Genomic DNA, 23,562 nt, shown 5'->3' with positions numbered 1-23,562 from the left:
TCAGACGATATTCGTCCAGCGCCACCACTGGGTCTTCTTTTCCTCGCGGACGAAGGTGAACAACCCCGCGCCGAGGATCATCGTGATGCCGATGAGCATCGGCCAGTCCAGGCGGTCGTGGAAGAGGAGGTAGCCGAACAGGATCGCCCACAGCATCTGGCTGTATTGCGTGGGCGCGACGCGATTGGCCGGGGCGTGCTGCGTCGCCAGCATCAGCAGCACGGCACCTGCCGCGGCGAACAACCCGTAGCCCAGCAGCAGGAACCACTGGTGCGCATCCGGCCACACGAAATGCGGCAGCATCATGATGAAGCCGGCCACCATCGGCCCGATCGCGCCGGCGCCGTACAGGGTGATGCGCTTCTCCGTCGCCCCCGCCATGCGCAGCGCCACGATCGACAGCGCGCCGGCGAGGCCGCAGACGATCGCGGCCACATGTCCGGTACCCAGGTGGCGAAAACCGGGCCGCAGCACCACCAGTACGCCCAGGAAACCGACGATCACGGCCGACCAGCGCCGCCAGCCCACGTGTTCGCGGAGGAAGACCACCGAGAGGATGGTCACGAAGATCGGCAGCAGGAAGATCAGCGAGAAGGCCTCCGCCATCGGCAGGGCCGTGAAGGCCATCACCGCGGTGACGTTGCCGATGGCGCCGGCCACCGCACGCAGCAGCCAGAGGCCGGGCAGTTTCGATACCACCACCTCGCTCCAGCGGTCCCCGGGCTTCTTCAGGAAGGGGAAGGCCGCCATGGCCAGGATCGCGCCGAAGAAGACCGCCTCGTAGGCGGGCAGGCTGCCCTCGAGCGACTTCACGAAGGCGTCGCTCCACGCGTAGGCCGCGTAGCAGGCGAAACCCAGGAGTACGCCCTTGAACATGGCTGGCATCCGGTGGTGGGGGGAGGGGCCATTATGGGGGCTGGCCGGGTGCCTGGATTGTTGCGCCCCGCCATGACCGCGCCCCGCGCCGTGGCTACAATCGGACGTTTCCGGCTGCCCAAGTAAGAGTCCCAAGCATGGCCCACCGCCTCGACCCGCTCGATCTCTACGACGTCCGCTCGCTGCTCACCGACGAGGAGCGCGCCGTGCAGGATGCCGTCGGCCGTTTCGTCGACGAAAAGGTGCTGCCGATCATCGGCGACGCGTTCGACCAGGGGCGCTTCCCGGCCGAACTGGTGCCCGAGATCGCCTCCCTGGGCCTGCTCGGCGCCACGCTGCCCGAGGAGTACGGCTGCGCCGGCATGAACGGCGTGAGCTACGGCCTCATCTGCCAGGAACTGGAGCGCGGCGATTCCGGTCTGCGCAGCTTCGCTTCCGTGCAGAGCTCGCTGTGCATGTATCCGATCTTCGCCTACGGCTCGGAAGAGCAGAAGCGCGAATACCTGCCGAAGATGGCCGCGGGTGAAGTCATCGGATGCTTCGGCCTGACCGAGCCGCATGGCGGCTCCGATCCGGCGAACATGAAGACGGTCGCGCGCAAGGACGGCGGGGACTGGGTGATCAACGGCGCCAAGATGTGGATCACCAACGGCAACCTTGCCCATATCGCCATCGTCTGGGCGCAGACCGACGACGGCATTCAGGGTTTCATCGTGCCCACCTCCACGAAGGGCTTCGCGGCGCAGGAAGTGCACAAGAAGATGAGCCTGCGCGCCTCGGTGACCTCCGCGCTGTTCTTCGACGACGTACGCGTGCCCGACAGCGCGCGGCTGCCGAACGTGAAGGGACTCAAGGGGCCGCTCGGCTGCCTCAACCAGGCGCGCTACGGCATCACCTGGGGCCCGATCGGCGCCGCACAGGCCTGCCTGAAGGAAGTGCTCGATTACACCGCGCAGCGCGTGTTGTTCGGCCGTCCGCTCGCGGCCAACCAGGCGGTGCAGGTGAAGATGGCCGACATGGCCCGCCGCATCACCACCGCGCAGCTGCTCTCGCTGCAGCTGGGCCGGCTGAAGGACGCCGGGCGCCTCCAGCCCACCCAGGTATCGCTGGCGAAGTGGAACAACGTGCGCATGGCGCTGGACATCGCGCGTGAATGCCGCGACATCCTCGGCGGCGCCGGCATCACCACCGAGCATTCGGCCATCCGCCACGCGCTCAACCTCGAATCGGTCATCACCTACGAAGGCACCGAGACCGTCCACCAGCTCGTGGTCGGCCGCGAACTCACCGGTATCAACGCGTTCTGAGGCAAGCATGCACGGCCTGCGCATCGAGACGGACCGCCTGATCCTGCGGCCCACCGCCGCGGAAGATTTCGACGCGTGGGCCGAATGCATGGCCGACCCCGAGGTGAACCGCTTCCTCGGCGGCCCGCAGCCGCGTGCGGTGGCCTGGCGCAACTTCATGACGATGGCCGGCTGCTGGAGTATCCAGGGGTTCGGCATGTTCTCGGTGATCGAGCGCGCCACGGGGCGCTGGGTGGGTCGCCTGGGTCCGTGGCAGCCCGAGGGCTGGCCCGGCCACGAGATCGGCTGGGGTCTCAAGCGCGAGACCTGGGGCAAGGGCTACGCTACCGAAGGCGCCGCCGCCTCGATGGACTGGGCCTTCGACCACCTCGGCTGGAGCCAGGTCATCCATTCGATCAATCCGGAAAACCTCGCGTCCATCGGCGTGGCGAAGAAGCTCGGTTCCGCGCTGCAGGGGCCGGGTACGTTGCCGGCGCCGTTCGAGGACGATGTCGTCGACCTCTGGGGGCAGACGCGTGAGCAGTGGCTCGCTCGCCGTCGCCGTTGAATCCATCCACGCGAGCACACCGCCTTGACTCATTCCGCATCCACCGGGCCCACCGTCTACGGCTGGCGCGCCTCGGGCAACTGCTACAAGCTGCAGCTCTTGCTGGACATGCTCGGCCGCCCCTATCGATGGATCGACACGGTGACCACGGCCGGCGCCACGCGCACGCCCGAGTTCCTCGCGCTGAATCCGAACGGCAAGGTGCCGCTCCTCGTACTGGAGGACGGCCGCCGGCTCGCGGAGTCCAACGCCATCCTCTGCTACCTCGCCGAAGGCACGCCGTACCTGCCTGACGACGCATGGGACAGGGCCCGTACCTTGCAATGGCTGTTCTTCGAGCAGTACAGCCACGAACCCTGCATCGCGGTGGCGCGTTTCATCGCCCGCTGGCTGCCCGCGGACCATGAACGCCAGGCCGAACTGCCGCGCCTGCGCGAGCGCGGCGCCGTGGCGCTCGACGTGATGGAAGACCACCTTGCCCGCGAGGGCTGGTTCAGCGGCGGCGCGTTCGGCATCGCCGACATCGCGCTGTTCGCGTATACCCATTGCGCCTCCGAGGCCGGCTTCGAGCTTCCGCGCTGGCCGGGCGTCGCCGCCTGGCTGGAGCGCGTGCGCGCGCAGCCCGGCTTCTCGCCGATGATCGCCTGACTCCCTTTCCCCGCCGAGCCTCCCATGTCCGTTCCGCAACCCATCGCCGCCCGCCACAAGGGCTTCAACCGCGCCGAGATCGTCGACCAGAATTTCGCCGAGTTCGTGCGCTCCTGGCAGGGCGACGTCGCCCGCGCGCCGCGCGACGACGAACCCGTGCTGCCGGGCAGCGGGCTCGATGCGCGCGGCTTCCGCGAGCTGTTCGAATCGCAGCTGATCAGCCGCCACCTCGACCTCATGGCGCGCGTACTGCGCGTGCAGAACAAGGTGTTCTACACCATCGGCTCGTCGGGTCACGAAGGCAATGCGATGGTGGCGCGGCTCACGCGGCATACCGATCCCGCCTTCCTTCATTACCGCAGCGGCGGCTTCATGGCGGAGCGCTTCCGCAAGCTGCCGGGCATGGACCCGGTGATGGATTCGGCGCTGTCGTTCGCGGCGAGCAGCGAGGATCCCGCATCGGGCGGCAGGCACAAGGTATGGGGCAGCAAGCCGTTGTGGGTGCTGCCGCAGACCTCGACGATCGCTTCGCACCTGCCCAAGGCGCTGGGCACGGCCATCGCCATCGAGCAGGCCGCGCGCATCGGCCATGCGCTGCCCATCCCCGGCGACGCCATCGCCGTGTGTTCGTTCGGCGATGCCTCGTCCAACCACGCCACCGCCCAGACGGCCTTCAACGCCGCCGCCTGGACCGCCTACCAGAAGCTGCCCGCCCCCGTGCTCTTCGTCTGCGAGGACAACGGCATCGGCATCTCGGTGAAGACGCCGAGCGGCTGGGTGGCGAGCAACTTCAGGCATCGTCCCGGCCTGGACTATTTCTATGCCGACGGCCTCGACCTCGCCGGAGGCTATGCCGACGTGCAGCGTGCGGTGGAACACTGCCGCGCCACGCGCCGGCCGACCTTCCTGCACCTCGGCACCACCCGCATCATGGGTCATGCGGGTACCGACTTCGAGATCGAATGGCGTTCCGTGGAGGAGCTGGTGGCGCTGGAAGCCACCGATCCGCTGCTGCGCAGCGCGGCCATCGCGCTCGCCTCGGGGCTGTACGACCGCGACGGCCTGATGGATCTCTACGAGTCCATCCGCAAGCGCTGCTTCGAGGCCGCGGAAGATGCGGACCGCCGGCCGCGCCTGACCTCGCTCGCGGACGTCATGGCACCGCTGGCGCCCTATACGCCCGAGGCCGTGCGTGCGGAAGCGGAGCGCGCCGGCGATGCGGCGGAGCGCGAGCGCGTGTTCGGTGGCGCGGAGAAACTGCCGGAGAAGCAACCGCCGCGCCATCTCGCCATCCAGATCGGCCAGGCGCTGCACGACCTGATGGCGAAGTATCCGGAGAGCCTCCTGTTCGGCGAGGACGTGGCGCAGAAGGGTGGCGTCTACACCGTCACCAAGGGGCTGCACAAAGCGTTCCGCAACGCGCGCGTGTTCAACACGCTGCTCGACGAGACGATGATCCTGGGCCTGGCCCAGGGTTACGCCAACATGGGCATGCTGCCCCTGCCGGAAATCCAGTACCTGGCGTATTTCCACAACGCCTGCGACCAGATTCGCGGCGAAGCGGCATCGCTCCAGTTCTTCTCCAACGGCCAGTACCGCAATCCGATGCTGATGCGCGTGGCATCGCTCGGTTACCAGCGCGGTTTCGGCGGACACTTCCACAACGACAATTCGATTGCCGCGCTGCGCGACATTCCCGGGCTCGTGGTGGGCTGCCCCAGCCGCGGCGACGACGCGGCGACGATGCTGCGCACGCTGGCGGCGCTGGCGAAGGTCGACGGCCGGGTCACCGCCTTCCTCGAGCCCATCGCGCTGTACATGACCAAGGACTTGTACGAAGCCGGCGACGGCCAGTGGCAATTCGGTTACCCGGCGCCGGGCGAGGCGATGCCGCTGGGCGAGGGCCGCGTCTACGCCGAGGCGGCCGACGACCTCGTCATCTTCACCTTCGGCAACGGCGTGCCGATGAGCCTGCGCGCCGCACGCCGCATCGAGGCCGCGAACGGCTGGAAGGTGCGCGTGGTGGACCTTCGCTGGCTGGTGCCCCTCAACGACGCCTTCATCGCGAAGCAGGCGGCGAGCGCGAAGCGCATCCTCGTCGTCGACGAGGGCCGAAAGAGCGCGGGGGTGGGCGAGGGCGTGATCACGGCCGTCGTCGAGGCGGGCCTCGGCCACCTCCCGCTGCGTCGCGTGGTCGGCGCCGACACGTTCACGCCGCTGGCCGGCGCGGCGTTCCTGGTCCTGCCGGGCGACGACGACATCGTGGCCGCGGCGAACACCCTGGCCTGACCTTGTGGGGGCCGGCTACGCCGGCGATCCCGCGGCAGCGGGCACCGTCTCCGCGAGCGCCCATCGCCGCTGAAGCGGCTCCCACCTATTTACCTGACGTCGGAGCGGCGGACCAGCACCGGACCGACATGGTTCGCGCATACCACGCGGTTGCGCCCGGCCAGTTTCGCCTGGTACATCGCCGCGTCGGCCCGTTCGATGAGCGACTGGACGGAGTCCGCCGGCGTGCGCATGGCCACGCCGATCGACACCGTGAGCATGTCCGACGTGCTCACGTGCACGTCAAGCCGATGCACGCGCCGGCACAGTCGCGAGGCGATCAGTGTGGCGTTTTCCCGGTCCACGCCTTGCAGCAACGCCACGAATTCCTCGCCGCCGTAACGGCCGAGCAGGTCCGACGGACGCAGTTCCTGGCGCAGGGCGGCGGCCACGGCGACGAGCGCCTTGTCGCCCGCCGCATGGCCGTGACGGTCGTTGAGCGCCTTGAAGTGATCGAGGTCGAAGAACAGCATGGCCACGGGACGTGCGAGGCCCTGTTCCAGTACCTCGATCGCCGCTTCGGTCCAGGCACGGCGGTTGAGCAGGCCCGTGAGCGGATCGCTGTCGGCGAGTTCGCGCGCGCGGTCGCGATCGTGCCGGATGGTGAGCGCGCGATCGGAAAGGCCGATGGAAAGGACGATGGCCTCGAACGCGCCCATGGCGATCGCCGCATCCGGCAACCACGGTGCCCCCGCCAGCATGCCCTGCTGTTGCGCTCCGCAGAGCGCGGTGAGGATCAGCAGGGGGGTCCAGCCGACGAGGAAGAACCAGGCATGCCGCGAGCCACGCGCCGCCGCCAGCGTGCCCGCCGCCAGCAGGAGGAGGGCGCCCAGGAGGACGAGCGGCTGCAGCAGCAGCTGCGCCATGCCCACGAACAACCCGATACCGGTGGCGCGCAGGATGACGAGCAGGGGCATCACCACCGCGAAGGAAAGCACCGGCGTGCGGAGCAGCGGCACGTATTCGTCGACGCGGGCGAAACGCAGCATGAAGAGCGCGGCGAACGACACGGACAGCGCCGTGGCAGCGGCACCCAGGTTGTCGGCCATGCCCGCCAGCGACTGGATCTCCAGCGGGTGGAAAACGAACCCGGAGCGCAGGCCCTGGATGAGGGCGTAGCAGACCAGGTACGCGGCGTACCACCCGAAGGTCATGTCGCGCAGGATGAGAGCGAAGCACAGCGCCATCAGCGCCATCGTCATCATCACGGCGAAGGAGCCCGCCGCGAACACCATCCAGCTCCCGTCCTCGCGAAGGTAATCGGGCCAGGAGTCCATCGATATCGTCACGGCGCCCGGCGGCGCCGACGTACCTTCGAACTTCAACAGGAGCGGTCGCGACGCGGGGATGGAGGCGGGCACGTTGAAGATGAGGCGGCCATGGCCATGCAACGGCGGGCCAAAGTCTTCCAGCGACGTGGTGGCGATCAGGGTGTTCCCGTCGTACAGCGACACGGCACCCATGCCGGGATGACGGACGCTGAGGACACGCTCGCCGGGAGTCCAGGGCGGCGGGGTGCGCACGACCACCCAGCTGCCGCCTGGCGAGTTCGGAAGGATCTGCAGGCGGGTGGGGTCGAAGGAGGGGAAAGGGCGCTGGGCGGCTTGCGCGAGGACATCCGCAGGCTGCTCGCCGGGCCGTACTTCCCGCATGTTGGTCAGGAGCGCCGAGGCACCTGCGGCCCCGGCGAACCATAGCCCACAGACGAGGGTCGCCTGCAGGAGACGAAGCATCCATCCGTGCTGCCGGTTGCAGGAGCGCATTCCGATACCCGTGCCAAGCGAACGGCGCACCCAGCGGGGGCGCGGCGTGGATCCGGAAGCGTTTCGAGAGAAAGCCCGTCTCCCCCTTTAACAGCAAGGCTATTGTGCCTTGACCGCAACAGAATGTCGCCTTGGCCGTTCGGGTTAGGTGAAAGGCCGGGGGTCAGGAAGGATCGGGGGCCGCGATGCCGCCGAAGCGCTCCAGGAGCTGGGTCTGCGCGTCCCGGACCGGCTGGCTCGAAGGGGGCTGGAGGAGGGCATACCCGCCGTCGGGCTGCTGGACCCAGGCCGAGTGATTGTCGGTCAGGTAGAGGTCCAGCTCGCGCCGGATGCGCTGGCGCAGCTTCTTGCCCTCGACGGGGAAGCAGGTCTCCACGCGGCGTTCGAGGTTACGTTCCATCAGGTCGGCGCTGGCCAGGTAGAGGTCGGGCTCGCCGTCGTTGAGGAACCAGTAGACGCGGCTGTGCTCGAGGAAGCGGCCCACGACAGAGCGGACCCGGATGTTCTGCGACACGCCGGGGATACCCGCCCGCAGGCAGCACATGCCGCGCACGATCAGGTCGATCTTCACGCCGGCCTGGCTGGCGCGATAGAGCGCGCGGATCACCTTCGGATCGGTGATCGCGTTGATCTTGCAGACGATCTCCGCCTTCTTCCCCGCCGCGGCATGGGCCACCTCGCGGGCGATCAGGTCGAGCAGGCCCTTCTTCAGCGTAAAGGGCGCGTAGAGCATGCGTTTCATCTTCAACGCCTTGCCCATACCGGTGAGCAGGCGGAACAGGCGGTGCACGTCGTCGCACAACGCTTCGTCCGACGTGAGCAGGCTGTAATCGGTGTAGAGCCGCGCGTTGCCCGAATGGTAGTTGCCGGTGCCGAGATGGGCGTAGCTCACCAGCTTGCCGGCTTCGCGGCGCTGCACGAGCATCAGTTTCGCGTGCGTCTTCACGCCGACCACGCCGTAGGTCACCACGGCGCCGGCCTGTTGCAGGCGCGAGGCCAGGCTGAGATTGGACTCTTCGTCGAAGCGGGCGCGCAGTTCCACCACCGCGGTGACTTCCTTGCCGGCCCGCGCCGCTTCCACCAGGGCGTCGACGATCTCGGAATTGGCGCCGCTGCGGTAAAGCGTCTGCTTGATCGTGAGCACCTGCGGGTCCTTCGCCGCCTGGCGCAGGAAGTCCACCACCGGGGAGAACGATTCGAACGGGTGGTAAAGCAGGATGTCCTGCTTGCCGATCACCGTGAACATGTCCTCGGCATCGGCCAGCGCCTTGGGCAATGCGGGTACGAAAGCCGGGAACTGCAGGCGCGCATACGCAGGCTGCAAGGTCATCTCGAACAGGCGGGCGAGGTTCACCGGCCCGTTCACCTCATAGAGCGCATCCGCCTCCAGCGAGTACTGCTTCAGGAGGTAATCGACCAGCGGCTTCGGGCAGTTGTCGGCGACCTCGAGACGCACGGCGTCGCCGTAGCGGCGCGAGAACAACTCGCCGCGGAGCGTGCGCGCCAGGTCTTCGACGTCTTCCGGATCGATGGTGAGGTCGGCGTTGCGGGTGAGGCGGAACTGGTAGGAGCCGAGCACGCGCATGCCGGGAAAGAGGTCGTCCGCGTGCGCATGGATGATGGAGGACAGCAGCACGTAGTTGTCGCCGCCCTCGCACGCTTCTTCCGGCAGGCGGATCAGGCGCGGCAGGATGCGCGGCGCCGGCACGATCGCCAGGCCCGAATCGCGACCGAAGGCATCGGTACCTTCCAGCTGGACGATGAAGTTGAGGCTCTTGTTCACCAGCCGCGGGAACGGATGCGTCGGGTCCAGCCCGATGGGCGTGACCAGCGGTGCGACCTCGTGGCGGAAATAGCGGCGCACCCAGAGCTTCTGCTTGTGCGTCCACTGGTTGCGGCGAACGATGCGGATGCCTTCCTCCGCCAGCGCGGGAAGGATCTTTTCGTTGAGGATGGCGTACTGGCGCTCGATCTGCCGGTGTGCGACTTCCGAAATCTCGGCGAGGGCGCGTCGCGGAGGGATGCCGTCCGCGCCGATCATTTCATGATCGAAGGCGATCTGCTGTTTCAGGCCCGCCACGCGGATCTCGAAGAACTCGTCCATGTTGGACGAGAAGATCAGCAGGAACTTGAGGCGCTCGATGAGCGGCTTGGACTCGTCCAGCGCCTGGTCGAGCACGCGGACGTTGAACTGGAGCTGCGACAGCTCGCGGTGGACGTAGAGCGCGGGGTCGTTGAGGTCGACTTCCGGTACGTCCGCCGGCGCGGCCTGCCGGGCGGCGGCCTTCGCGGGGAGACTGGCGGAGTCGGTGGGTGGCGTCATGGTATCCAGAACGGCGTCCTCGTCGCGTGTGGCGACGCTCCCCAATGGTACGCCGCCGGCGGGAGCGTATGACGGTCCCCTTACATCCGCGTGACACGGGCCCGGGCCTGCCCGATGGCTGCGGGTGCCGCTATGGCGGCTCCTGCATGAGGATGTCGCGGATCAGACGACGAGCGGCTCGGGTTCCAGCGATACCCCGAATGTCGCCTGGACCCCGGCGATCACCTTCTGCGCGAAGGCCCAGAGTTGCGGGCCCGTGGCCTTGCCGTGATTCACCAGGACCAGGGCATGGCGATTCGACATGCCGGCGTCGCCGTCACGTTCGCCCTTGAAGCCCGCGGCCTCGATGAGCCAGCCGGCGGAGACCTTCGCCGTGCCATCCGCATGCGGCCACACCGGAAGGCCGGGGTGGGCGAGGGCCAGCGCTTCCGCCTGTGCCACGGGCACGATCGGGTTCTTGAAAAAACTGCCGGCGTTGCCGATGACGGCGGGATCGGGCAGCTTGCGCGAACGCAGGCGCACGACGGCCTCGGCCACGTGGTAGGGCGTGGCACGAGCGACACCCATCTTCTCCACTTCGTCGCGGATGCCGGCATAGTCCAGCGACAGCGGCCGTTCGCGCGGGAGCGCGAAGGTCACCGCCACGACGATCCAGCGTCCGGCCTGCTGCTTGAACGCGGAATCGCGATACGAGAACGCGCAGGCCGCCTTGTCGAGCACGACGAATTCACCCGTGTGCGTATCCCAGGCTTCCACCGTGTCGATGAACTCGGCGACCTCGACGCCGTAGGCGCCGATGTTCTGGATCGGCGATGCGCCGACCGTGCCGGGGATGAGGATGAGGTTCTCGAGACCGGCATAACCCTGGCCAAGCGACCAGCGCACGAAGTCGTCCCAACGCTCGCCCGCCGCCACCCGGATCAGCACGCGGTCGTCGCGCTGGAAGGTTTCCACGCCGCGCGTCGCCATGGCGAGGACCGTGCCCTCGAAGTCGCCCTTGATGAGCACATTGCTGCCCTCGCCCAGCACGAGGACCTTTCCCGCTTTCACGGCGGGGTAGGCCAGCAGTTCCGGAATCTTCGTCGGGTCGCGCACCTCCGCGAGCAGCTTCGCGCGCGCGTCCACGCGCAGCGTGTTGCGTCCACCCAATGGGGCGTCGCTGGCGAGCGTGAACCCGCCCATGTCCACCGCGGCGTTGTTCATGCCAGGATTCCGCGGCGACGGATTTCCGCGACCGCTTCCGCGATCAGCTTCGGCCCCCGGTATACCAGGCCCGTGTAGACCTGCACCAGCGAGGCGCCGGCCTCGATCTTTTCGGCCGCCGTGTCGCCGTCGAGGATGCCGCCGACGCCGACGATCGGCAGCTTGTCCCCCACGCGGGCGCGCATGCCGCGCAGCACGGCGGTGGATTTCTCGAACAGCGGACGGCCGGAAAGGCCGCCGGCCTGGTGCGCGTTCGGGTCGCTCGCGACGTCCGGGCGGTCGATGGTCGTGTTCGTGCAGATGACGCCGTCGATGCCGGAAGCGAGCAGCACCTCCGCGATACCGTCGAGTTCGGCCTCGGAAAGGTCGGGCGCGATCTTCAGCAGCATGGGCTTGCGCTTGCCGTGCTGGCCGGCGAGGCGTTCCTGCGCTTCGCGCAGGGCGCCGACGAAGCGGCGCAGGGTCTCTTCTTCCTGCAGGTCGCGCAGCCCTTGCGTATTGGGCGACGAGATGTTCACCGTGACGTAGCTGGCGAGCGGATAGGCACGCTCGAGGCACAGCAGATAGTCGTCGATGGCGCGCTCGTTCGGCGTGTCCCTGTTCTTGCCGATGTTGATGCCAAGCACGCCGCGGAACGCGGCCTTCTCCACGTTGCGTACCAGCGCGTCGATGCCGCCGTTGTTGAAGCCCAGGCGGTTGATCACCGCCTCGTGCGCGGGCAGCCGGAACATGCGCGGTTTGTCGTTGCCCGCCTGCGGGCGTGGCGTGACGGTGCCGATTTCCACGAAGCCGAAACCGAGCGCCGCAAGGCCGTCGAGGTGCTCGCCGTTCTTGTCCAGGCCGGCGGCAAGACCGACGGGGTTCGGGAAGTCGATGCCGAAGACACGCACCGGCAGGTCGGCAGGAGGCTTCGCGATCCATCCGGATATGCCGCTGCGCTGCGCGACGTCCGAGGCGTAAAGCGTGAGGCCGTGCGCCGTCTCGGCATCCAGCATGAAGAGCAGGGGGCGAATCAGGTCGTACATCAGGCGTCCGGGCGGCCCGCGAAGACGCGGGTGTCGTAATCGAAATCCACCGTGCCGCCTTCCTGCGTCGCATCGAAGAGCGCGCGCAGGGCGTGGAGCATCGGTTCGTGGTTGGGGTGTCCCGGCTTCGGCGCGTACGACGACGACATCAGGCGGCCGAGCAGTCCTTCGTGATCGAGTTTCTGGCTGTGCGGGATGCTGGCCATGCCGCGATAGCCCTGGCCGAACCAGCGGGCCATGGACTCGTCGTCGGTGTAGCGTTCGGCAACGCCGCGGTAATCGAGGCCGTATTCGAGCAACAGGCGCTCGTAGCCTTCGAGGAACGGCGTGCCGACCAGCCGGCGCGAGTTCCAGAACACGGCGACGAGGCCCTGCGGCGAGAGGATGCGCGCGAACTCGGCGCGCACCTTTTCCTTGTCGAACCAGTGGAACGCCTGCGCGGCGACGACGAGGTCCACCGAACCACCGGCCAGGCCGGTGGCTTCCGCGCTGCCGTCGACGGCGTCGAAGCGTCCTTCGCTTCCGAGCCAGCGTTCCGCCGCGGCGCGCATCGCCGCGTTCGGCTCGACGGCGGTGACGCGGTGACCGGCGTCCAGGAACAGCTTGCTGGAAATGCCGGTACCGGCGCCGATATCGGCCACGGTCCAGTCCGCGTGGACGCCAAGGCCATGCAGCCAGCCGACCAGCGCCTGCGGATAGTCCGGGCGGTAGCGGACATAGTCCTCGACACGGTCGGAGAAACGTTCCGTTGAGCGCAGGTCGGTCATGGCGTCACCCGGTGATCAGAACTCGAACTTGATGCCCTGGGCCAGCGGCAGCGCGTCGGAGTAGTTGATGGTGTTGGTCTGGCGGCGCATGTAGACCTTCCACGCGTCCGAGCCCGACTCGCGTCCGCCACCGGTTTCCTTCTCGCCACCGAAGGCGCCGCCGATCTCCGCACCCGAGGTGCCGATGTTCACGTTGGCGATGCCGCAGTCGGAGCCGGCCGCGGAGAGGTACTGCTCGGCCGCCTTGAGGTCCTGCGTGAAGATGGCGGAGGACAGGCCCTGCGGTACCGCGTTCTGCTGGGCGATGGCGTCGTCCAGCGAGTCGAACGGCATCACGTAGAGGATCGGCGCGAAGGTTTCGGTCTGCACGACCTCGTCGGTGTTGCCCAGGCCGGTGACGATGGTCGGGAGCACGAAGTTGCCCTTGCGGTCGGTGAGCGCCTTGCCACCGGTGCGCACGGTGCCGCCCGAGGCCTTGGCCTTCTCGACGGCGGCGAGGAACGCCTGCACGGCTTCCGGGCTGTTCAGCGGACCCATGAGCGTGGTGGCGAGCGTCGGATCGCCGATCTTCTGTTCCACCTGGCCATAGGCCTTCACGAGCGTATCCACCACGGCATCGTGGATGGACGAATGCACCAGCAGGCGGCGCGTGGTCGTGCAGCGCTGGCCGGCGGTGCCGACGGCGCCGAAGACGATCGCGGGAATGGCCAGCTTCAGGTCGGCCGACTTGTCGAGGATGATGGCGTTGTTGCCGCCCAGCTCGAGGAGGCTGCGGCCCATGCGCTTCGCCACGCGCTCGCCGACCATGCGGCCGACCTTGGTGGAGCCGGTGAAGCTGATGAGCGGAATGCGCTTGTCGTCCACGAAAGCCTGGGCGAGATCGCTGCCGGCATCGTTGAAGAGGAAGAAAATATCCGGGAAGCCGCCTTCCTTCAGCGCCTCGTTGCAGATCTTCATCGTGGCGATGGCGGACAGCGGCGTCTTCGGCGAGGGCTTCCAGATGCAGATGTCGCCGCAGATGGCGGCGAGGAAGGCGTTCCAGGCCCACACCGCCACCGGGAAGTTGAAGGCGCTGACGATGCCGACGAGGCCCACCGGGTGCCACTGCTCGTACATGCGATGGCCCGGACGCTCCGAATGCATGGTGTTGCCGTAGAGCATGCGGCTCTGGCCCACCGCGAAATCGGCGATGTCGATCATCTCCTGCACTTCGCCGTCGCCCTCCGGCTTGATCTTGCCCATTTCGAGGGCGACCAGCGAACCCAGGGCGTCCTTGTGCCTGCGCAGGGCGTCGCCGCACAGGCGCACGGCTTCGCCGCGGCGCGGGGCGGGGATGGTGCGCCAGATCGCGAAGGCTTCCTGTGCGCGCTGGACGATCGTCTCGTAATCGGCCGCGCTGGATGCCTGCACCGTCGCGATGACCTCGCCGGTCGCCGGGTTCACCGGCATGAGCGTGCCGGCGTCGCTGGTGCCGGCCCACTGGCCGCGGCCGAGGTAGGTACCCGACTCGGTGGCGTTGAGGCCGAGCGCGGCAAGGATCTTGGCGGACATGGAGACTGCTCCTGGTAAAACGCCGATTCTAGCAAACACCCCCTTCACGGCCCGTTGTGCGGCGCGGGACGGATGTCGCGGGGGCGTCTGCATCGTTCACACTTGCGACGACCTCTCAATGACGCGCGCAAGTCTATGCTCCGCTTGAACTTATCGAGAGAGCGAGCCGACCTTATGACCCGCGTCTACGAGATTCCCTATCAGCCCGACGATGGGGCTTCCTGGACGGTTCGCGTCGATGGGCTCCCCATCGGACGGTTTTCCTCCCGCTTCGAGGCCCTGCGTGCGATGGTCAACCGTGCCTCGGCGGAAGGCGGCGATGTGCGCATCGACGTGGAAGGCGCCGACGGCATCTGGAGGCCTTTCGGCAGCGACGCCAAGCGGCCGGTCGCGGTACCCCCACTTCCGCAGCGGTTCTCGGTCGTCAGGTGAACGCCGGGGATAGAATCGTGCGATCCCACCACCCCGGACGGATCGCATGCTTCCCGACATCGACATCGACATCACGACTTCCCGCGCGTCCTGCCACTGCGGCGCGGTGCGTTTTTCCGTGACGCTCACCGATGGGCTCCGCACCGCCCGGCGCTGCAACTGCTCCTACTGCCGCATGCGCGGTGCGGTCGCCGTGTCCGCCCAGCTGGACGGTATCGTGGTGGAGCAGGGCGAAGACATGCTGAGCGTCTACCAGTTCAACACCGGCAGCGCAAAGCATTATTTCTGTTCGAAGTGCGGCATTTATACCTTCCACCAGCGCCGCTCGAATCCGGGTCAGTACGGTGTCAACGTCGCCTGCCTGGAAGGCATCAGCCCGTTCGATTTCGCCGAGGTGCCGGTGCTGGATGGGGTGAACCATCCGGCGGACGGCGTGCCCTCGGCAGGGCCTGCCGGGTTCCTTCGGTACGTTCCCGCGTAGCTGCGCGCCGCAACGGAAATCGTTCGTTGCGAAGTGGTTTTCAGGCACCCCGTGGCGTCGCCGTCGGGTTCCTACGGCGGAGGCCGTTACGGTATCCTTGCCCGGATTGGCCCCGTAGCTCAGCTGGATAGAGCGTCCCCCTCCTAAGGGGAAGGTCGCCCGTTCGAATCGGGCCGGGGTCACCATTTCAAGCCGTTTCCGGCTGGCGTGAATTCCATATTCCGCCACAAATCGCCGCCGTTTGAGCACAGTAAGCACACCCTCAGAAGGTGAGCTTGGCGACCGCGGCGTCGGCGCCACCGGGCGCCAGATGGGCATATTTCTCAGTGATCTTGTAGTCGCTGTGCCCGGCCAAGATCTGGATGCGGCGTAGCGGTACGCCGGCCATGGCCAGGTGGGCGCAGAAGGTATGGCGGAGCCGGTGGAGCGACCCTCCGATCCCGGCGAGCTTCGCGTCGGCCGCAAACCAGTCCGAGAGGGTATCAGGGTGCACACCCACGGGCGGGTCTGGCAGCAGATCGAGTGCTGCTCGAGCCTTTTCATTCAGGGGAACCTCCCGCCACCGGGCCGATTTCGTGCGGCCGTCGCCGTCCTCGTCCGGATCGGACTCGACACGGAGCACGCCGGCGAAGACATCGGCCTTGCGCATCTTGCACATCTCGCCGCGCCGCAGCCCGGTGTGGGCCATGAATGCCCATAGCGCCGCGCGCGCCGGCCTCGCCGCATACAGGGCGGCCATGTCCTCGGCTCCGTAGAAGCGCACAGCTACGCTTCGAACGCCGCGTGGCGCCTTCACCTTCTCCAGCGGGTTCGCGTCGATCTCTTCCCACTCGACGCCGCGGCGGAATGCCGCCTTCAGTCTCCGCATTTCCTTTCCCACCGTCTCCGCCGCTGCGCGATCGATCTTGAGGCGGTCCCGCTTGTAGCCCTCCATCTCCGTCGGCCGAAGGGTGTCGATCGGCCTGGCCCCGAATCGCTCGATAAAGCGCTTCACCTCGCTCTTGGCCTTGCCGGCGGTGGTGGGGTGCTCGCTCTCGTACCAGTCCAAATACCACTCCAGGTACGCACGAACAGTCGGGAGGCGAGCGAGAATACGGACACCATGCGTCAGCTCGGCTTCTTTCGCGGCACGAATTCTCTCCGCCTCTCGGGCGTCAACCGCCCCGAGAGAGAGCCGGACCTGACGCCCGTTTTCCCGCCAGTTGAGGTAGGCACGGTCGCCGCGCCAGTAGATCGTCGCCAAGGTTCAGCCCCGTGAATCGCTGCGTAGAGTTCCGCTCGTTCGTACAACTGCTTGCCCATGAATCGCCGCGGCGTGAGGCCGTAGGCGAGGGCGTGCTCTCGGAACTGGCTCACTGACACGCCGCAGTAGTGGGCGCTCTCCTCGACGGTCAGCCAGTCTTTCCCGGCGAGGTTCAGGTCTTCAGCCGCCCCCATAGGGCACCTCCGTCTCGATTCGTCGAAACTCCACCACCCACACCCATGGGTTGTCGGCCCAGCGGGTGCCGTCCTTCGCAAGGTCATCCCACAGCATCCGAAAGCCGTTGACGTACCGCGCTGAAGCGCGCACGACGTCATCCTCACAGAGGAAGCCGGGGGCCACGCCTTCCGCCTGCGCCTCGTCCTCGGTGATGTCCTGCAACCGCTCCACGCGCACGGCGGTCACCTCAAGGGTGATCCGGCTGGCCCAGCGGGGCATGTGGATGGGCGAACGCCAGTGAGGCCCCATGTCGTGATCGCGGCACTGCGCGCAGGCCGGGCGCTCGCACGTCAGGTCCGGCGCCGGGTCCGTGGCGCGGTAGTGTGGTTGGGTCCACAGGGGGTGGACACCGTCGACGTCGTCGTCGGGTCGGTGGAGGATAGGCCGGCCATCGGCATGCGGCGGCTCTGCACCGTCGACGGCGTGCTCGAGCGCGTGTCCCTCCTTCACCCACAGCCGGTCGCCGACCTGGCCGTACGGGCAGAGGCCGTTACCCGGGTCCGCGACGTACGCGGGCGTGAACATACCTTCGGCGAGCCAGTCGAGGGCCATGCCTTTGGCCACCCGCCGCGTCACGGTCTTGCGGCCTTCGAGGATGGCGCGCACCATCGGCGCATTGAAAAGGATGGGGAGTTCACGCATGGTTGATTACCGGGACGTCAGGGTCTTCGTTCGTGATGGGCGCCACAGCGGGACGGCATACACCGTCACCGTCTGGGCTAGCGGCAGCGGCCGCTACAGCCTCGAAGAGGTCGCCGTTGAGGGATTGCCCGTCGCCAAGATTGCAGAGGGTGCTCGGTACGCTAGCCTCGACGAGGCTTTCGACGCCGGGCACGCGCGATCGCGCGAAATCATCGAAGGGTAGGCTCCGGCGGCACTTCGCGCAGAGCGGAGACATGATGTTGTTCGTCACGCGCCCGCAGGCTACGCAGCAAATCGAAGGCCCGTTCACGACTGCACCGCCTTGGCCTTCTCGCCGGCGGCGTGCGCATTCGCGAGCACAACGAAGTCGGCGATCTCGTCGGGAAGCTCCAGGCCGTTCCCCACCTCGGGGCTGATCTGCTCTCCATCGGGATCGTATAGCGTGGGCACTGCTGCGCCGCGCTCCAGAGCAAGTTCGATGATGTAGCCGTCAGGGAGATCGCGGCAGGCCGCCTCTACCGCCTCGCCGATACGGTGAAAGAAGGTTGCACTCACGACCGCACCTCCCCATCCCCCGCCGTGCGGGTGTCCGTCGGAAGGAAACGGATCATCCACGTTGGGTGGTATAACCCCGGCTTGGCATCGCCGTCCATCAGGATCTTCAGGTACTGCTGTCTCGCGCCGACGATCGTCCCGTGCCGCGGAGAGCCAATGGCGCCGTCGTACGCCACACGCGCACCACGGCGCGCGGGCACGATGTAGTTGCGGCGAATCCAGTCCAGGCTCACGACTGCACCTCCGGCGCGGCGGCGAGCAGAGGTCGCATGGCCGCTACAATGTCCCCGCAAGCGTCCCCATATCCACGCGCGTATTCGGTCTCTGGGCCAGCAACGTTGTGCGCGATTTCGAAGGGGATCAGGGCATCGCGGAGCTTCGATTCAATTGCATCGCGTGGGTCGGGCAACGGAAGACCATCGACAGCAGCATCGGCGTCTTCCGCGGTCACGTAGTCCCCGCTACGGGGGCCGGAAGGAAGCGCGATGCAGGCAACGCCGGGAACCCCCATCTGCGAATTGCACAGTTTCCGATACCTGGTCGCGTCGCGAGCCAGATCCTCCGGCACCACCGCCCCGGCGCTGGGCGAGGCGAGGGCGGCGTTGCACGCGTCGGCGATAAATTTCGCCCGCGCTTGATCGACGCCGTTCGTTGCGTGGTGGCACAAGGGCAATGCAGCGCCGTCAGGCATGACCAGATAGCACGGCTTATGCTCGTCCGGGTCGTCCAGTACGGTGAAGGAATTTCCAGCAGGCCAATCGCAACTCGCCACCCCCTGCCCATCCTTGCGGACCTGGCATTGGGCGGTGAGGGCGGCATCGTAATCCTCCCAGCGAATGACTACGGTAGCGCCTACAGCAGAATCAGCAGCAGGAGCGGAAGTCGGCCGTAGCTCTTCGTAATTCCACGAGACGGTGTAAGCCGGCAACACCTTCAAGTCTTTCACGCAAATCTCGCTTTCCTCCGTCACCTCGGCAGGAGTGGCGACAGCCGGGCGAGGGGCGGTGTAGACGGGTAGTGTGTGACTTTCATTCGGGGCGCTCGCAATGTACGACCATCGCCAGTCATTGCGGTTTCCGCCTTTCAGGTGCGCAACATCCTGTTCGCGGATGTATCCGACCACCACCCCATCGCCCACCACCTGCTCGGGCTTCCGTTCCTCGATGCCTTGGCAGCGGAGGCAGACGCCGCTCTCGGGGTCGTAGGTGTTCGGCTCGTCGCACACGACGCATTTCGCCTGCTCGGGCTTCGGCTGGTCAGCAGGCAAAGCTTGCGTAATGTAGTCGGCCATATCGTCATAATTCACCGGGCTATCGGGCCAATGCCGTTCCAAGTAGCCGCCCAACGCCTTTAGGATGTAATTACGCAAGCCCCTCGGCTGCTCGGCAGGCTGGGAGGCGAGGTGGGCGTCGATAGACTTCCACCAGTCGTCCAAGAGCAAGACGTTCATCTCGACGTAGTAGTTCGTGGATTCCGTATCGCGCGGCTTCTGAGTGGCGAACGCCTGTATCTGGTCGCGAAGCTGCTTCAGCGTCATCGTCTCTTTCGTGCTCATCAGCCCATGCTCCCCGCAAGCCAGCCCGGCTCGTCGCCGTGCTCGGCGAGAAACTGCCGCACGCTCGTCATCTCGCCGGTGGGATTCTCGTCCTCGTCGAAATCGGGAATCGGCTCGTCCAGTTGGGCATCGGTGAGTTCGGCCGGATAAGGCGCTTCCGGCGCCTCACCCGTCCAATCCTCGTACAACTCAGCGGCCTGCTCGGCGCTGACCGCGGCGAAAAGCTCGGTTTCGTCGCACTGGAAAGCTTTCAGTTCGGTGCTCATGCCTTTTCGGCCTCCTGCTGCTTCGCCTGCTCGATGGCATCGGCGATCTTGTTGACGAGGGTTTCTGCGGCTGCGATCGACATCACCTGGTGGTAGCCGCCCACGAAGACGTGGACGCTGCCGGCGATGGCGCAGGCCTCGGGGCGGTCGGTGCTGGGTTTCATGCGAAGGCCGCCTGTTGCTTGGCGTAGATGACAGCCCACTTCCAAGCACCATTGAAGGTCCAGGACTGGACGAAGATGCTGTCACCCCGCGAAACCTCGTAGCGAGTGAAGCCGTTCTCGTCGCGGATAGGCTTGATGCGTGGCTTGTGCGCGTTGCTGGGCTTGGGGCGGATGGGCAGGTCCATGGTCAGGCCTCCGTGTTTTCGGTGGCGCCGATGGCGTCGAGTTCCGCGTGCACGGTGCGCGCAGACTCCGCGAGCTGCGCGAGGTTGTCGGCAATCTTCGTGAGGCCGTTCCAGCCTTCGGCTGAGGACCGAAGGCGCATCAGGGCGGCGACCGCCCTGCCGATTTCTTCGGCTTGGTAGCTCTGGATTCGGATACCTGATGCCTTTTCGAATTCCTCGATTGCGGCAACAGCCACGGCACGGTCTTCAGTCCGGCGTTTGATCTCCTGCTCGGCCCGTTCGTTTGCGCGCTTCCTCGCTTCCTCGGTGGCCTCGGCCACGCGAGTTGAGATCAGCGCCTCACTGGCCTGCCCGGCACGCCGGAGAAGAGCCGCAAGGAACGGGCGGTCCAACGGCTCAGGCGTCAGGACGGGGGCTTTCACCTTCGTCACCAGGCGCGACCCTGACAACTCCATGTGGCCCCACGTTTCGGGCAGCTCGCCATCGAGCAACACACCAGGAGCCGTCACGAGCACCCACTTGTCGCAGTATTTCTGGATCGCCGATGACTTCGTGGGCGACTTCTTCTCGCGCAGCCAGTCGGATCGAGAGGCCTTCAGTTCGAAGCCCGTCACGATGAGCCCGCGGCTCGGCCAGCACGCCATGGAGACGGCATCGGCCCAGCGCGAATGACGTCCGCCGGTGGCGTCTCCGACCTCGAAGAACGTGGCGTACTCAGGAATCGGGAACGCCTTGAGCAGCGCGGCCTCGAGTTGTGCGGTGATATCTGCGGCTCCCATGGTCACTCCGAAATACCGTCTTCAACGAGACGGGCGTTGTAGGCATCGCGGATGCGCCGGCGCTGCTGCTCCGCGTCGAGGTCGAGGTCGTCCACCGCGGCAAGGGCGGACTGGAAGGCTTCGCGCGCTTCGCTGGTGGAGCAGTCGCGGGCCACGCCCAGGACGTCGCTCCAGTGCTGGCGTGCGGGCGTCACGGCTTGACGGAGCGCGTCGATCGATGCCTTCTGCTCCGGCGTGGTCGCGCTCAACATGATCGTCATGGGCGCTGCCTGCTTCACGGCGGTGGCCGTGTTGCCCGGTGCCTCGGCAAGGCCGATGAGCCACCAGCACGTTGACCCGCCGCTGGTGTCGTGTCGCAGCACCTTGCCGGCCTCCATCAGCTTCTGCATGCGCCGGCGCGTCTGGGGAATCGAGATCCCGGCCTCGCGGGCGATGTCGCGCAGGTGCGGCCCAATGAGGACGGCCGTCTTATCCCCGTGGCGCAAGGGGTCGATGATCGCCCAGGCGTTGATTGCCCTCATGCACGCGCGGGCCACGGCCTTCTCGAACTCTTCGGGGGTGATGGTGGTGGTCTTCATGCCGCCACCGCCATGTAGTCCGGATAGCAGTCCATCAGGGCACCGATGACTTCGGCCGCGACTTGCGGGACGATGGCATTGCCGTCGGCGCGCAGGCGTCCCACTCGGGCGGGAACCCCATGAGCCAGGAGACGAATGCTGGGTTCAACGCGCCGGGCTTTTCCGTCGTGGCCGACGATCCAGGAGGCGTCGCTCCAAAAACTGCCATCGCGGCCAAGTCCGGGCCGTGGCTGCGCATGGCCTCCTTGATAGCTCCCGCAGTGGATCGCACGCCCTTGTCCGCCAGCGATGCGGTCGGAGTCGGCCACGTGGCCAGAACGTGCGCCCGTATCGCTACGAGCCCTGCGCTGTTCCCCGCCTCGTTGTTCCCATCCCTCGCTGGCGCAAGGCTCGTTGGCGTGGGCCAGAGGGCCGTCGCCAGCACGCAATGATCCAGCCGGTCGTTCGCACGCGATGCTCCCGACTTTCGGGTGAGCGCCGCCGGACTCGATCCTTTGGCCGTACATGTCGGCGGCGTGGGCCACATACCACAGGCGATCCCTCCGGTGGGGCGCATCGACGGCACAAGCCGGGACAACGACCGCCCCCCGGCGTAGTCGATGCTTTCCAGGTCAGCAAACACTCCGTCGAGCCAGTCCTTGCCAACCGCCGCCGCAACCTGCTCTCCCACGAAGTCATGGGGCCGGCAGGCACGGATGAGTCGAAAAAGGTGGGGCCACAGGTGCCGATCGTCAGCCTGCGCTTTGCCTTTGCCTGCGACCGAGAACGGCTGGCACGGCGGGGAGCCTGTCCAGAGTTGGCGGTCGTCGGGCCACCCAGCAAGTCGAGCTGCGAGAGCCCATCCGCCGATGCCGGCGAAGAAATGGCACTGGGTGAATCCGGCGAGGTCTTCGGGTCGAACATCCGCAATGCTCCTGGTATCGACGACGCCGTGTGGGATATGCCCGGCGTCGATGAGGTTGCGCAGCCACTGGGCGGCGTATGGCTCGATTTCGTTGTAGTAGGCCGTCACGCCGCATCCTTCGAGGAATTCGTGGGCAAGTCCGGATTGCTTCCCCATGCGGGGCGCAGTTCGGGGTGCACGCTGTGCGGGCAGATGGCGGAGCGATGGGCATGCCGACCCATCCGGCCGTTGTCCCAGTACTCGCGGTGCCTCGTGATCTGGTTGTCGAACCAGCCGGAGAACATGTCGGGGGTGCGCGGCATGGCAGATCAGTCCTCGGCCACCACCGCGACGATCTCGCCTTCGTCGTTCAGTCCGTACCAGGTATCGGCCTCGATGCCGTTCTCGCCGACATAGCCGACAGCCACGCGGTAACGCGACTCGGCTTCAACCCAGCGCGACAGCACGATCGCGCCGTTCTTTCCCGCCTTAGCCCGCCCGCCATGCCCCAGGGTGGCAGCTACCGCGCCGTCGCCCGTGCTCGCCGCGTGGGCGCCGTCGCCCGTGCTCGCCGCGTGGGCGCCGTCGCCCGTGCTCGCCGCGTGGGCGTAGTTGCCCGTGCTCGCCGCGTGGGCGTAGTTGCCCGTGCTCGCCGCGTGGGCGTAGTTGCCCGTGCTCGCCGCGTGGGCGTAGTTGCCCGTGCTCGCCGCGTGGGCGCGGTAGCCCGTCGTCACGGCTCCATTGTTCTTTGCGGCAGCGAGGATCCACTCCACGCCGCGCTTAATGAACTCCGGCAGGCGAAGCTCCAGCCGAATCGCGATGTTCGCCGATGCGATCTTCGTGTCCTCGTTCTCCGCCTTATCGATCGCGCCGGAGGCCTGGACCGCGGCGAACTTGCTCGTGGCTGGGCCGTAGTAGCCCCACACGTCCAGCGGGTTCTCGCAGGAATGGAACCCGCCCGACGCGCACCGCACGACCGTGCTGGCATGGGTGTAGTAGGTCTGGCCCACCTCGTACTGGAACCCGCGGCACTGCCAGTTCGAGTCGAAGCCCTTGAAGGCGTCGATCACCACTGCGGCCGGCTTATCCGTGCTGGCCTTCGCGGCCTTGCTCGACGCCTTCTTTGCCATGACGAAATCCTTGCCGGACAAGCCGGCTTTGCTGGTGAGATGGACAAGGAAGCCGCCTCTCGGGCGAGGCCTGACGGGGGGAGAGGGGAAGTCC

Annotated in this window: 27 protein-coding genes and 1 tRNA gene; 8 read left to right on the top strand and 20 right to left on the bottom strand. The window is 67.0% G+C overall.

The window, feature by feature from the left end:
* Positions 1-876 carry a DMT family transporter gene (locus HBF32_RS08240; RefSeq protein WP_166699189.1) on the bottom strand — a complete coding sequence of 292 codons (876 nt, stop codon included), beginning with the start codon at positions 874-876 and terminating at the stop codon, positions 1-3.
* Between the two features lie 137 nt (positions 877-1,013).
* Here HBF32_RS08240 and HBF32_RS08235 point away from each other — a divergent pair, with 137 nt between their 5' ends.
* From HBF32_RS08235 to HBF32_RS08220, 4 genes are read left to right on the top strand one after another with little or no spacing between them, the layout of a single operon-like run.
* Positions 1,014-2,183, top strand: coding sequence for an acyl-CoA dehydrogenase family protein (locus HBF32_RS08235; RefSeq protein ID WP_166699188.1), 1,170 nt, complete (start codon positions 1,014-1,016; stop codon positions 2,181-2,183).
* 7 nt (positions 2,184-2,190) lie between these two features.
* Positions 2,191-2,730 carry a GNAT family N-acetyltransferase gene (locus tag HBF32_RS08230; protein ID WP_166699187.1) on the top strand — a complete coding sequence of 180 codons (540 nt, stop codon included), beginning with the start codon at positions 2,191-2,193 and terminating at the stop codon, positions 2,728-2,730.
* Positions 2,731-2,754: 24 nt separating this feature from the next.
* Positions 2,755-3,378 carry a glutathione S-transferase family protein gene (locus HBF32_RS08225; RefSeq protein WP_240147803.1) on the top strand — a complete coding sequence of 208 codons (624 nt, stop codon included), beginning with the start codon at positions 2,755-2,757 and terminating at the stop codon, positions 3,376-3,378.
* A gap of 24 nt (positions 3,379-3,402) precedes the next feature.
* On the top strand, positions 3,403-5,667 hold the full coding sequence (locus HBF32_RS08220) for a thiamine pyrophosphate-dependent enzyme (RefSeq protein ID WP_166699186.1): 2,265 nt from the start codon (positions 3,403-3,405) through the stop codon (positions 5,665-5,667).
* 89 nt (positions 5,668-5,756) lie between these two features.
* Here the strand turns inward: HBF32_RS08220 and HBF32_RS08215 are convergent, their stop codons facing one another.
* The 6 genes from HBF32_RS08215 to amaB form a co-directional block, all read right to left on the bottom strand.
* Positions 5,757-7,439, bottom strand: a complete 1,683-nt coding sequence (locus HBF32_RS08215; RefSeq protein WP_166699185.1) for a GGDEF domain-containing protein — start codon at positions 7,437-7,439, stop codon at positions 5,757-5,759.
* A 193-nt stretch (positions 7,440-7,632) separates the two neighbouring features.
* The gene (ppk1, locus tag HBF32_RS08210) at positions 7,633-9,792 is read right to left on the bottom strand and encodes a polyphosphate kinase 1 (RefSeq protein WP_166699184.1); all 2,160 of its coding nucleotides are present in this window, start codon (positions 9,790-9,792) and stop codon (positions 7,633-7,635) included.
* 162 nt (positions 9,793-9,954) lie between these two features.
* Complete coding sequence (murB, locus tag HBF32_RS08205) at positions 9,955-10,974, bottom strand: UDP-N-acetylmuramate dehydrogenase (RefSeq protein ID WP_166700473.1); 1,020 nt, start codon at positions 10,972-10,974, stop codon at positions 9,955-9,957.
* A 17-nt stretch (positions 10,975-10,991) separates the two neighbouring features.
* On the bottom strand, positions 10,992-12,020 hold the full coding sequence (locus tag HBF32_RS08200) for a quinone-dependent dihydroorotate dehydrogenase (RefSeq protein ID WP_166699183.1): 1,029 nt from the start codon (positions 12,018-12,020) through the stop codon (positions 10,992-10,994).
* Positions 12,020-12,787 carry a class I SAM-dependent methyltransferase gene (locus tag HBF32_RS08195; RefSeq protein ID WP_166699182.1) on the bottom strand — a complete coding sequence of 256 codons (768 nt, stop codon included), beginning with the start codon at positions 12,785-12,787 and terminating at the stop codon, positions 12,020-12,022. The genes HBF32_RS08200 and HBF32_RS08195 overlap by 1 nt, the downstream gene beginning before the upstream one ends.
* 15 nt (positions 12,788-12,802) lie before the next feature.
* Entirely contained in the window at positions 12,803-14,338 is a 1,536-nt protein-coding gene (amaB, locus tag HBF32_RS08190; protein WP_166699181.1) for an L-piperidine-6-carboxylate dehydrogenase, read from the bottom strand.
* A 174-nt stretch (positions 14,339-14,512) separates the two neighbouring features.
* Between amaB and HBF32_RS08185 the strand changes: the two genes are divergently transcribed.
* The 3 genes from HBF32_RS08185 (at position 14,513) to HBF32_RS08175 (ending at position 15,436) form a co-directional block, all read left to right on the top strand.
* On the top strand, positions 14,513-14,770 hold the full coding sequence (locus HBF32_RS08185; protein ID WP_166699180.1) for a DUF2188 domain-containing protein: 258 nt from the start codon (positions 14,513-14,515) through the stop codon (positions 14,768-14,770).
* Between the two features lie 46 nt (positions 14,771-14,816).
* Positions 14,817-15,251, top strand: a complete 435-nt coding sequence (locus tag HBF32_RS08180; RefSeq protein ID WP_193570343.1) for a GFA family protein — start codon at positions 14,817-14,819, stop codon at positions 15,249-15,251.
* Between the two features lie 108 nt (positions 15,252-15,359).
* Positions 15,360-15,436, top strand: a tRNA-Arg gene (locus HBF32_RS08175).
* 77 nt (positions 15,437-15,513) lie between these two features.
* On the opposite strand, the gene HBF32_RS08170 is transcribed toward HBF32_RS08175, so the two are convergent.
* Positions 15,514-16,494 (bottom strand): tyrosine-type recombinase/integrase, encoded by a 981-nt coding sequence (locus tag HBF32_RS08170; protein ID WP_166699179.1) that lies wholly within the window; start codon positions 16,492-16,494, stop codon positions 15,514-15,516.
* A gap of 180 nt (positions 16,495-16,674) precedes the next feature.
* Entirely contained in the window at positions 16,675-17,373 is a 699-nt protein-coding gene (locus HBF32_RS08165) for a hypothetical protein (protein WP_205287721.1), read from the bottom strand.
* Between HBF32_RS08165 and HBF32_RS08160 the strand changes: the two genes are divergently transcribed.
* Positions 17,372-17,596, top strand: coding sequence for a hypothetical protein (locus HBF32_RS08160; RefSeq protein WP_166697608.1), 225 nt, complete (start codon positions 17,372-17,374; stop codon positions 17,594-17,596). The two genes, HBF32_RS08165 and HBF32_RS08160, sit on opposite strands and share 2 nt — an antisense overlap.
* 83 nt (positions 17,597-17,679) lie before the next feature.
* Here the strand turns inward: HBF32_RS08160 and HBF32_RS08155 are convergent, their stop codons facing one another.
* The 11 genes from HBF32_RS08155 to HBF32_RS08105 are packed head-to-tail and all read right to left on the bottom strand — an operon-like array spanning position 17,680 to position 23,468.
* Positions 17,680-17,928 (bottom strand): hypothetical protein, encoded by a 249-nt coding sequence (locus tag HBF32_RS08155; RefSeq protein ID WP_166699178.1) that lies wholly within the window; start codon positions 17,926-17,928, stop codon positions 17,680-17,682.
* Entirely contained in the window at positions 17,925-18,161 is a 237-nt protein-coding gene (locus tag HBF32_RS08150) for a hypothetical protein (RefSeq protein ID WP_166699177.1), read from the bottom strand. The genes HBF32_RS08155 and HBF32_RS08150 overlap by 4 nt, the downstream gene beginning before the upstream one ends.
* Positions 18,158-19,483: a hypothetical protein gene (locus HBF32_RS08145; RefSeq protein ID WP_166699176.1), complete on the bottom strand. Its 1,326-nt coding sequence runs from the start codon at positions 19,481-19,483 to the stop codon at positions 18,158-18,160. The genes HBF32_RS08150 and HBF32_RS08145 overlap by 4 nt, the downstream gene beginning before the upstream one ends.
* The gene (locus HBF32_RS08140) at positions 19,483-19,749 is read right to left on the bottom strand and encodes a hypothetical protein (protein ID WP_166699175.1); all 267 of its coding nucleotides are present in this window, start codon (positions 19,747-19,749) and stop codon (positions 19,483-19,485) included. The genes HBF32_RS08145 and HBF32_RS08140 overlap by 1 nt, the downstream gene beginning before the upstream one ends.
* Positions 19,746-19,913: a hypothetical protein gene (locus tag HBF32_RS08135; RefSeq protein ID WP_166699174.1), complete on the bottom strand. Its 168-nt coding sequence runs from the start codon at positions 19,911-19,913 to the stop codon at positions 19,746-19,748. Before HBF32_RS08135 ends, HBF32_RS08140 begins: the two co-directional genes overlap by 4 nt.
* Positions 19,910-20,098 carry a hypothetical protein gene (locus HBF32_RS08130; RefSeq protein WP_166699173.1) on the bottom strand — a complete coding sequence of 63 codons (189 nt, stop codon included), beginning with the start codon at positions 20,096-20,098 and terminating at the stop codon, positions 19,910-19,912. Before HBF32_RS08130 ends, HBF32_RS08135 begins: the two co-directional genes overlap by 4 nt.
* Before the next feature lie 2 nt (positions 20,099-20,100).
* Complete coding sequence (locus HBF32_RS08125) at positions 20,101-20,877, bottom strand: hypothetical protein (RefSeq protein ID WP_166699172.1); 777 nt, start codon at positions 20,875-20,877, stop codon at positions 20,101-20,103.
* Positions 20,878-20,879: 2 nt separating this feature from the next.
* On the bottom strand, positions 20,880-21,455 hold the full coding sequence (locus HBF32_RS08120) for a winged helix-turn-helix domain-containing protein (protein WP_166699171.1): 576 nt from the start codon (positions 21,453-21,455) through the stop codon (positions 20,880-20,882).
* 34 nt (positions 21,456-21,489) lie between these two features.
* Entirely contained in the window at positions 21,490-22,467 is a 978-nt protein-coding gene (locus HBF32_RS08115) for a DNA cytosine methyltransferase (protein ID WP_205287720.1), read from the bottom strand.
* Complete coding sequence (locus HBF32_RS08110; protein WP_166699170.1) at positions 22,464-22,661, bottom strand: hypothetical protein; 198 nt, start codon at positions 22,659-22,661, stop codon at positions 22,464-22,466. Before HBF32_RS08110 ends, HBF32_RS08115 begins: the two co-directional genes overlap by 4 nt.
* 6 nt (positions 22,662-22,667) lie before the next feature.
* Positions 22,668-23,468, bottom strand: a complete 801-nt coding sequence (locus HBF32_RS08105; RefSeq protein ID WP_166699169.1) for a DUF7666 domain-containing protein — start codon at positions 23,466-23,468, stop codon at positions 22,668-22,670.
* Positions 23,469-23,562: the final 94 nt, after the last annotated feature.

The organism is Luteibacter yeojuensis (genome assembly GCF_011742875.1).
Lineage (GTDB): Bacteria > Pseudomonadota > Gammaproteobacteria > Xanthomonadales > Rhodanobacteraceae > Luteibacter > Luteibacter yeojuensis.
The sequence above is the reverse complement of the archived record's forward strand: the minus strand, read 5'-3'. Positions and strand labels throughout refer to the sequence as shown.